This is a genomic window from Nostoc sp. T09, assembly GCF_002154695.1.
GTDB lineage: Bacteria > Cyanobacteriota > Cyanobacteriia > Cyanobacteriales > Nostocaceae > Aulosira.
Map to the genome: position 1 here is coordinate 1 of NZ_MTAV01000168.1, position 9,845 is coordinate 9,845.

General features: G+C 44.0%; 7 protein-coding genes and 1 pseudogene. 4 read left to right on the plus strand and 4 right to left on the minus strand.

From position 1 onward, the window contains the following. Positions 1–23 precede the first annotated feature (23 nt). Positions 24–251: a hypothetical protein gene (locus tag BV372_RS28565; RefSeq protein ID WP_086689908.1), complete on the minus strand. Its 228-nt coding sequence runs from the start codon at positions 249–251 to the stop codon at positions 24–26. A 552-nt stretch (positions 252–803) separates the two neighbouring features. Here BV372_RS28565 and BV372_RS28570 point away from each other — a divergent pair. From BV372_RS28570 to BV372_RS28585, 4 genes are all read left to right on the plus strand, one after another. Beyond that, positions 804–2,600 (plus strand): hypothetical protein, encoded by a 1,797-nt coding sequence (locus BV372_RS28570; RefSeq protein ID WP_086689910.1) that lies wholly within the window; start codon positions 804–806, stop codon positions 2,598–2,600. 9 nt (positions 2,601–2,609) lie between these two features. Beyond that, a complete protein-coding gene (locus BV372_RS28575) occupies positions 2,610–4,070 on the plus strand; it encodes a DUF1822 family protein (RefSeq protein WP_086689912.1) in 1,461 nt (486 codons plus the stop codon). A 143-nt stretch (positions 4,071–4,213) separates the two neighbouring features. Beyond that, positions 4,214–6,565: a CHASE2 domain-containing protein gene (locus BV372_RS28580; RefSeq protein WP_086689914.1), complete on the plus strand. Its 2,352-nt coding sequence runs from the start codon at positions 4,214–4,216 to the stop codon at positions 6,563–6,565. 10 nt (positions 6,566–6,575) lie between these two features. Then, on the plus strand, positions 6,576–7,469 hold the full coding sequence (locus BV372_RS28585) for a DUF928 domain-containing protein (RefSeq protein WP_086689916.1): 894 nt from the start codon (positions 6,576–6,578) through the stop codon (positions 7,467–7,469). Positions 7,470–7,649: 180 nt separating this feature from the next. On the opposite strand, the gene BV372_RS28590 is transcribed toward BV372_RS28585, so the two are convergent. The 3 genes and pseudogenes from BV372_RS28590 to BV372_RS36740 all read right to left on the minus strand — a co-directional run. Further along, a complete protein-coding gene (locus BV372_RS28590; protein WP_086689918.1) occupies positions 7,650–7,985 on the minus strand; it encodes a hypothetical protein in 336 nt (111 codons plus the stop codon). A gap of 284 nt (positions 7,986–8,269) precedes the next feature. Further along, a complete protein-coding gene (locus tag BV372_RS35575) occupies positions 8,270–8,782 on the minus strand; it encodes a hypothetical protein (protein ID WP_143845351.1) in 513 nt (170 codons plus the stop codon). A 75-nt stretch (positions 8,783–8,857) separates the two neighbouring features. Next, positions 8,858–9,845, minus strand: a pseudogene (locus BV372_RS36740) (hypothetical protein); the annotation flags it as partial.

Genomic DNA, 9,845 nt, shown 5'->3' on the forward strand with positions numbered 1-9,845 from the left:
CAGGGTTTTCTTTTTTTATTCTTTTATTCAGAATACCCGGAAAGTGACAGAAGAGGGATACTACGAATCCCATATTGGCTGGCAACACTCACAGCAACTTCATCAAGTTTAAAGGGTCTAATTATAGCCTCAACCTTCCTACCTCCTGACAGAGATTCCTGCTCGATTTCGCTTAGTTCATGCCAAAGAGTAAGTTGCGATCGCGCAATTGTTGAATTGGCTTTGGGTAAATCATCTGCATTATTCCACATTTATTTCTCCTAAAATCAACCTTTACTAAATTGTTCTTACCTAATTGGGGTTTGAACTTTTGCAGTCAAGTTAATGGGGTAGTCTTCGTTGGTTTATGTACTTGACCCCGTGCAAGAAATGCTGCGACCCGCCATAAAATTCCCCAAAATTATTACTCTGATTAGCTTTGAGCGATTATTTTTCAAGAAATAAAACTTCATAAATTGTTGTATGCATAAATTAGCAAATACCACGGCAATAACTAGATAAAAGGGTTCAAACCAATGTATTGAGTTCATTGTCAATTTGTAAAAGCTCTAATAGCAAAAACAACCTAAAAGCTAGAATGAGCAGAAGAGTTTAGTGGCTATTGCCCAACTTACACTTATGTCACTGGTTTCTTGCTCTCAATAAGCAAGCCACCAACATTAGACCTCTTGCAAAAATATATTTTTGCAAGAGGGGGGAAAGGGAAAAGGTTAAAGGGAAAGGGTTTTGAGTTCCTTTCCCCTTTTCCCCTTTCCCTTTAACCGACTTCTGCAAGAAGTCTATTGAGCTGACAATCTCTGCAAATGAGCGATTCTTTCTGGATATTGCACGACTTTACTGCAACTAGCGGTTATCCTCCCTTTAAACGAGTAATTCAAAATCGCTTGCGGGAGCGAATGGCAAAGCTGGTTAAGTTGCATCCCCAATGGCATGAGAGCGATTATGCACATTATTTTGTACAAATTCTCAATGACGATTCCCAACCGGAGACGGAAAAGCGCTTGGCTCACTGGCACTTATTAGCCTACTTCGATCGCGATCGCTGTTATCTAATTTGGAAAAGTTGGTGTCGTCTGCCTTTTTACGCTGCTGCTGCGGAAAATTTGTACGCTTTGACTAACGAACACCTCTGTAATCGGGAGAAATTGCAGCAATATCTCAATAAGTATGCGGCTAGTAGCGATAATACAGCGAATCTCAAAACTTATATGGTAGGGGTGCTGCGAAATGTAATTCGACATCATGTAAATCGGGAATCGAGATGGCATTTGTTGTGCGATGTAGAAGTGAGTAGTAGCAGAAAATTTCAAAAGGTGGAAGAACGACTCAGAGAAGCGCTAAAAAACTCTGGCTCAAGAGAACCGGAAATTTCTCAGTATCTTTTCGCTTGGCGATACTTTGTACCTGTTTACAAAAACAATCGCGTCTACCATCCCAACAGAAGAGAAGGGGACAAATGGCCAGAACCCGAATTCTCAGACTTTGCAGAAACCGCTAAGGATTACAACTCTCAGCGATTTCAACCTGGTGCGCCTTTGCAAGTAGCTGTAGGTGCAGATGTAGCACCTGCAACGATTCAACAATGGATGAATATCTGTATTGATGCCTTACAACAATCTTCGCAAATTATTGAAGTATCTTATGATGCCAATAACAGCGAACAGCCGGATCGTGAGAGCCACACCTCTTGGGAAACTTTAGAAAAGGAGGAAGAACCAGCAGAATCTTTACAAGAGATAGACCTAATTTTAAACCGAGAAATTGCCCAAATTGAGCAAAACCTAGACAGTATCCGCAGTCAAATTCCCAAATCTTGCCGCCAAGCTGTTATGCCTCTGTGCTATCCTCATCGCTTGGTGTTGTTAACTCAGCAACAGTTTAGCAGTAAGATTAACGTTCATCAGGGAACGATTTCGCGCTACATCTCCAAGAATGTGGAAGCGCCATTGCTAGAAAGATTTCAGCAGTTAACAAGCGAGCGAATTAATCCTACTGCTTATGTCACAACCTTTTTAACTGAGAAATTTAGCAATTTTAACTCGGCTAATCTAATTGAAGCGCAATTAATTGCCGCGATCGCAGATTTAGATCCTGAGTCTGTGCAAATTCTTAAACTTAGCTATGGTCAAAAACTGAATATCATCGAACTCACTCAGACTCTTAGCCAAGAAAAACCCACCAGCCAAGAGGAAGTACAACAAAAACTGAGTGCAGCGCAAAATCAATTACAAACAAGTTTTTTAAACTTACTTAACCAGTGGCAGATCGCTTATGTCAAGTCATGGTTAAAAAACTATTACCAAAATCTTATTCAATCAGGATTATTAAAGTCTTTTGAGCAATTAGGGTCGCTGCAACGAGAAATTTTGTGGCTGCGATACGGTCAAAAGCAAGACATCAAACATATTGAAACCCTCAAACCTAACTCTCATGCCTGTCAAACGCTGACTCTAGCCAAGCAGCAGTTGCAGCGTTCTTTTCTTGAGTGGATTGAAACTCGTTTTGGTCTTTCCTTAGAAACAGAAACGCAACAAGTCGGGGAAGTAATTGAAGATTGGCTGTCACAAGACGTGCTCTATCTAGAAATCCAGAGGAATTAAGGTCAGAAAATGCTGAAATTGCGCAAACTTTCCACTATTTATCCTAACCAGCTCTGGTTGAATTTATCACAAGAGCTTCAACAAGAAGCTTGGCAGCAATCCCAACCTCATACTAATGCCGCAGCTCGCTGTCAGGCTTACCTAAATTATCTCTGCTTAAAAACTTTTATTCCCTGGCTGGAGGCTTGGTTAGCAGAAGCTAATCAAGCTCAAGGTAGTATCGATCGCAGTATTTTTTCTGCCAATACCTGGGACTCGCTTTGGGAATTTGTCAACGGTACGCCAATTGAGTGGGAAGGAATCCGCTTAGTGTTGATTCCTAGCGAAACCAGCGATTTAGAGGAATTTGCTGTTCCTCGTGAGTGGGTTGATATTCCTAGCTGGAGAAAAGATTATTATCTGGCAGTACAAATCAATTTAGGTGAAAAAGAGCAATCTTGGCTGCGGGTGTGGGGATACGCTACCTATGAAAAACTCAAGAAATGCGGCATATATGATGAGAGCGATCGCACTTACTATATCAATCAGGAAGTTCTGGCTGAAGACCTCACACAAATGCTACTCCTCCCCCAGCAAGACACCAGTCCTCACCCTGAATCACCGCCGCCGCAGTTATCTACAAAAGTAGCTCAAGAGTTATTAACGCAACTCAGCAATCCGGGTATCTACTCACCTAGACTAGCAGTACCCTTTGAACAGTGGGCAGCATTACTCACCAACGAACAGTGGCGAGAGCAGGTATACAACCAGCGTTTAGGCGTAACTTCTACTGCAACTGCAACTGTCGCAGTTGTGAACTTGCGGCAATGGTTACAGAAAGCAGACAACATCATAGAGGAAATTTGGCAAGCTGTCGAAACACTTTTAACACCTCCAGAATTCAGTACAGTTCGCGGTACAGAAAAGCCGGAAGAGACAGTTTCTAACGAAGCGATCGCACCATTAATTCGCCTGCTACAATCCGATCGCCCCGAAAAGGAACGCTGTCAAGCCGCCGGGGTTTTAGGACAAATTGGCTTTGGACATCCAGAAGCAATTGCAGCGTTAACTGAATTGTTAGGCACTGCTAACGATGAAGAAACCCGTTGGGAAGCAGCCTTAAGTTTAGGTAAAATTGCTTCCGATCATCCCCAAGCGGGTGTTAGTAAAGCTAGGTTAATTGATTTGGGGATGCAGTTAGGATCTTCTCAAGTAGCGCTAATTGTCACTATCAGACCGAAAACTGAAGAAAAAATTGGCGTGCGATTGCAAGTGCAACCAATCAATCAACAGCATAAGCTGCCTCCAAATCTGCAACTGAGTGTAATTTCTGGTGGCGAAACTCGCTTACAAGCCGAAACTAGAAGCGACGATCGCGGTGAAGGGAAAGATAAACTCCTGCAACTAGGCTTTAGCCCACCACCAGGAACCCAATTCCAAGTGCGGGTGTCGCTGGAGGGTGTAAGCGTGAGTGAGGATTTTGTTGCTTAAACGAACCGCCCTTCGGGTTCGCCAGTCCCCCAGACGCTCGAGGACTCGCTAACGCTGCGCTATCGTGACGGAAACCGCCAAGGAGGAAGTTATTTTTCTCTATACCTCTGCGTCTCTGCGTCTCTGCGTGAGACATAAAAATTATGGCTAGAGTAGCAGTTCTCAAAATCGGCAAGGGAGACTTTCACCAAGGATTTGAAGTATCGCTAGAACTCAGAGAAGATGGCGGTTCTCCTTTGGGGGAAATTGAAGGTAGGCTAAAAGCGAACACAGATATTGAAGGATTGTATCTTTTGTGGCAACAATCTTTTCGCAATCTCACAGCGTTAGCGGAGCTTACCGAAGGTATCGCCCGCAATCAGGGTTGGGAGATTGAAGAAAGTTTGCCGACAAATCGCGCCACTAGCGAGATTGCAGACGACTGTCGCCAACAGATGCAAAGACTGGAGGCTAATCTCAACCAATGGCTGCAACCATCGGGGGAACTGGGCTGGCAAAAAATTCGCGAAAGGTTAAGCAAAGAGTTAGCTAGTCAGCCTGATATGCGGTTAGCAATCAAAGCCAAAGATCCAAATTTGTGGAAATTACCTTGGCATACCTGGGATTTGCTGTCGAGTTATCCAAATGTTGGTGTTAGCTATAGTCCGGTAGAGTATGAAGTATGGGAGAATGGCAAAAATCAGAGTCAAAGCGATCGCGTGCGGGTGCTGGCTATTTTTGGCGATAACCGACACCTGAATTTGGAAGGCGATCGCCAGGCAATTAAAAATTTAGCACAAGCTGAATCAGTTTTTTGTCAACAGCCCCAGGCTAGAGATTTAATTGCCCAGCTACGAGATCCCAAAGGCTGGGATATTTTCTTTTTTGCCGGACACAGCCAGACGGTAGAACAAAGGGGGCGGATTAGTCTCAGTGAAAAAGAAAGTATTGAAACCGATCAATTCAAACACGCTTTAAGGGAAGCGATTCAACGCGGCTTAAGAATCGCTATTTTTAACTCTTGTGAAGGATTGGGATTAGCGCAACAGTTAGCTGATTTACACGTGCCCATCATCATCGTCATGCAGGAGATAGTCCCAGATAAAGTTGCCCAATCTTTTCTCAAAGAATTTCTGCGGGAATATGCAGCTGGACAACCTTTATACACTGCTGTGCGTCACGCCCAAGAACGTCTAGAGGAATTTACTGATTTACCAGGGGCTACCTGGTTGCCAATGATATATCAAAATCCCTCGGAAGTGCCGCCAACTTGGAAAGATTTGCGGACGCTGACAAAGCGCAATTCCCGCCGTCAGCTTGAATGGCAGCATTTGCCAACTATCTTGGCTAAGAGTTTGGTAGCTACAGGTTTAGTTATGGCGGTGCGGTTTTTAGGCGGACTCCAGCCCATAGAATTGTGGGCTTTTGACCAGCTAATTCGCCTGCAAAGCGATCGCGGAATTGATGAACGTCTACTGATTGTCAAAGTTACAGAACAAGATATTCAACAGCAGCGTCAATATCCCCTCAGCGATCGCGTGATTTTGCAAGCAATAGAGAAACTACAGGTTCATCAACCTAGAGCCATTGGCTTGGATATCTACCACGATTTTCCCGTAGAACCAGGATACCGCGAGCTAGCCGCCCACATCCAAAAAAACCCACGCCTTGTGACAATTTGCGAAGTCAGTCAACCAGAGCCTCAGGGTAGCAACAAATTCGGCGTTGCTTCGCCCCCCGCTAGTCCGCCAGAAAATGTCGGTTTTAGCGATTTGGCAGTTGAACCAGACGGCACAGTTCGCCGTTATTTGTTTCATTTAAATCCAGGGGATTCTCTTTGCCAAGCCTCCTATGCTTTCAGTGCTGAATTAGCCTTTCGTTACCTATATTCAGACGGCATCCAACCAGAAGCGACATCTGAAGGCAACTTAAAGCTTGGCTCTACCGTTTTCCAGCCTTTGGAAAAGCATACTGGTTTTTATCACAACATCGACCCTCGCGGTCACCAAGTCCTGCTAAATTATCGGTCTGCACAAAAAGTGGCTAGGGAAGTAACGCTTGCAGAAGTTCTCAAAAATGATTTTCAGCCGCAGTGGGTGAAAGATCGGCTAGTTTTGATCGGCGTCACGGCTCCATCGGTGGGCGATCGCTTTTCGACTCCCTTTGGTAAGGAACTGAACAAAGAAATGCCTGGCATAGTCATTCACGCTCAAATGGCCAGTCAAATGCTCAGTATAGCTAAACAAGAACGCCCCTTACTGCGATTTTGGCCGCAAACATTAGATACTTGTTGGATATGGATTTGGGCACTTACAGGAAGTTTATGCGTCTGGGTGTTTCATTCGCTTGTATATCGCAGAATTGCGATCGCTACAGCCATCGTTATTCTTGGTAGCCTCTGTTTTGGCTGGCTGACGATTGGTATTTGTGCGCCCTTGGTTCCATCAGCACTGGCTTTAGCGATCGCCTGGGCGATCGCAACTCGTCTAAGGGGCAGCAACAGTAATACAGTTTAGGAGGGAGATTGTGACTAGGAGCAAGTTTTTTCGCTGGAAGATAGGACTAGCTTTGGCTTTAGCACTCATTGCTTTGGCTAGTAGTAAGGGAGAAGCTCATCTTTTTCCAGACCGGCAAAAAACCATTGCAGATGTACGTCCGGCGGCTCCATCCTCTCTGCAAAAAAATTCCCAGTCTCAACCCTCAACCACTTCCCCAGTAAAGTTTAAGCGACCGCCACTTTCACCGCGAGGAGCGCCAGGAAGCAGAAAAGGCGGTGGAACTCGTGACGGACATAGTTGCTCGGCGCTGGAAATAAAAGAACGTCTGATAGCTTTAATCCCCGCTATTGAATCAGAACCAGCAATCAGCCATGTTTGGGGATTAACCGTTGAAGCCTCTCCGACTCTCTGGTTTTATGTTCCTTATCTGCCCAAAGATATCAAGGTGGGCGAATTGGAATTATGGGACGAAACCAACCCAGAACCAAGAAATTATCAGCAAATTTATCAAGGAACTTTCACTGTCACCGGAACCCCAGGAGCGATCGCTCTGAGTCTACCATCGTCAGTTAAATTAGAAGCTGATAAAAACTATCATTGGTATTTATCGCTCAATATGAATTGCAATGGTGAAAAGCAATCAGTGGATGTCAATGGGTGGATTGAGCGAGTCAAATTTAACAATAATCTTGCAGTGCAGCAACCATCAGCCGAGCGAAACCAAGTTATTTTGTATGCTCAAAACGGCATCTGGTACAACGCTATAACTCTATTAGCCCAACTGCGCCGTCGCCATCCACAAACGGAGACATTACTAGCTGATTGGAAACAATTGCTAGGTGATGTGGGCTTGGAAGAGTTTGCCAACAAAGCTATTACTCCTTGCTGTACTCTTGAGCGATCGCCCACAACTTCTAAATAATCCCTAAGCTGCGAAGCCGCCATCAATCTTTAGGCTCGCACCTGTGACAAAACTAGCCTCAGCACTGGCGCGCTGCTTTATCTAAATGGCATAATATTATGTCGCTTCATCAGACTTAACAGTCACTGGATATGTGGCTCCCTTCAAACGCGTGATAGTGCCTTTGCGGATGCGTTCGCCCTAGGCGTTGGCGAAGCCATCGCTTTTCAGCACACCACCAGCTTGGACATATTCAGCGCTTTCTTTTCCGTATTTGCCAGCAACAGACATCAGCATATTTTCACATAAAACACCTAAGCTTTTCTCTAACTTGTCAATATCAGTTTTGGAAGCATCAACTACAGCCAAAGCAGTGTTATGATTGTTTATTTTATTGCGTAATTCTTCAATTTGTTGCAGCATATTTTGCAAGCTGTTAGAATTGCCAAAATCAAGATTCGGATCGATAGCTTGCATACCAGAAACTCTCTTTTGAGCTTTTTCGAGAATACGAGATGAACGTTTGGGTAAGGTCATATATATAGATATACTCGTGATGAACTTTTTTAATACAGCACTGCCTAAATTCATCAACTTATAACAATTTGTAATTAGGAAATTCGATCAATATCTAGATTTTAGGGTTTGAATCTGTTTTCCTCTTTTAGCAATTGATATTAATTTAGAATTTTGAATTTCGCTTTGCTGTACTACTGTTAGCTTGTCTTAAAATAGGTAGATTTCGGTTCAGGGAAAATAACAAATTTTTAGCTTTTTTTTGACAAGATTTTGGGTTAAAATTGTGTAATTATGCGTAACCTTTAGCGATCGCCCCTGAATGTAGCCCTACTTGTAGCACCGCAATTTCTCATCAGCTCGTGCAGCCTCTTAGCGCAGAAAATTAACTCGTTGGTTGTGAATAAGATCTGGTTGTGGATGAATGAGTACTCATTGATAGACAACCCGATCTCATTGGTTGTGAAGGAGTTGAGGTTCTCTATGGATGAGTACTCATTGATAGACAACCCGATCTCGTTGGTTGTGAAGGAGTTGAGGTTCTCTATGAATGAGTACTCATTGATAGACAACCCGATCTCGTTGGTTGTGAAGGAGTTGAGGTTCTCTATGGATGAGGGATTTTGGGTGAAGTGCGATCGCATTTTGTAATAGAAAGAGCGATCGCACTCTATACTTTTGAGGCTAGAAAAGGCGATCGCACTCAATACTTTGAGGCTGGGAAGGCGATCGTACTCTATAGTTTTGAGATTAAAAAAGGCGATCGCACTCAATACTTGTGAGGCTACGTGAATTGATGAATAGTACCAATTCTTCAAAATTACACTACTAAACCTGAAAATTACGAATTACGTAGCGCTTTGCGCTTCCCGCAGGGTATTACGAACTACAAATTATTTCCACCATCGTCCCACATCGACAATTGCACGGGCAACTTCTGCCGTTGCAACTTCACCACCTAATGCAAAGATTACTGGAAACAATGCCTTGATATCTGACAGTAAATTAGGGCGAGTGCGAAAGGATAGCTGATGAATTGTATCTTGCCAAAGCGGAAAAAGTCTAGCAGATGGCATTTGTGGCAGTTTCTCTGCTAAGGCTCTCAAGGCAGAGGCGCGAGAACTCTCAGACTGAATCGAGCGGGCGGCGGTGAGTGCTTCTGGTAATACCTCTGGCAGTTTCTGTGCTAAGGCTCTCAAGGCATCGGCGCGAGAACTCTCAGACTGAATCGAGCGGGCGGCGGTGAGTGCTTCTGAAAGTGCTAGTTTTTCTAAATTTGGTGGCAAATGGTGGACTAGTTGTGCCAGTACTTTTACTTTCTTATTTAAATCTGGATTTTGCAAAGCGTAAGCTAGTCCTTGTTCAGCAGTCCACATATTGTTTTTGACTAACGCAATCAGCAATTCTGCTGGTACATTAGCTGCCAAACTATTCAGGGATGCCGTAATCAAAGCATAACGACACTGCCAACCCATCACTTGCGGCAATGTTGCTTCATTCCAGTTCGCCTCTGCTAATTTCCAAGCACGAGAAACATCTGTGATGTAACCCCCAGTTTGTCCCAATTTCTCCCGCACTTCAAACCAGGCATTATTCCCAGTTGCCGACTCCTCCCGCAATAAAGAGTGAATCTCTGCTACTTGTCCTGCCTTCTCCAAATGCCAAACTAAATGCTGATGAATGTAACCATCATCAGGCACGGTATGCCATAAATTATTCTGGGTTTTCTGCCGATATTTCTCCAAAAAAGCAGCATGAGCATCAGCAAGATCTAAACCTAATCCTGGCAAATCTCCTGTCCGCTTTGGCTGTGGCGCAGCTGTTAACAAATTACAGGCTAAATCATGGAATAAGTCATGTAACCGATAGGTAGGCGTACCA

Coding starts and splice junctions, on each gene's coding strand:
- BV372_RS28565 (WP_086689908.1), bottom strand. CDS start 251: ATGTGGAATAATGCAGATGATTTACCCAAAGCCAATTCAACAATTGCG.
- BV372_RS28570 (WP_086689910.1), top strand. CDS start 804: ATGAGCGATTCTTTCTGGATATTGCACGACTTTACTGCAACTAGCGGT.
- BV372_RS28575 (WP_086689912.1), top strand. CDS start 2,610: ATGCTGAAATTGCGCAAACTTTCCACTATTTATCCTAACCAGCTCTGG.
- BV372_RS28580 (WP_086689914.1), top strand. CDS start 4,214: ATGGCTAGAGTAGCAGTTCTCAAAATCGGCAAGGGAGACTTTCACCAA.
- BV372_RS28590 (WP_086689918.1), bottom strand. CDS start 7,985: ATGACCTTACCCAAACGTTCATCTCGTATTCTCGAAAAAGCTCAAAAG.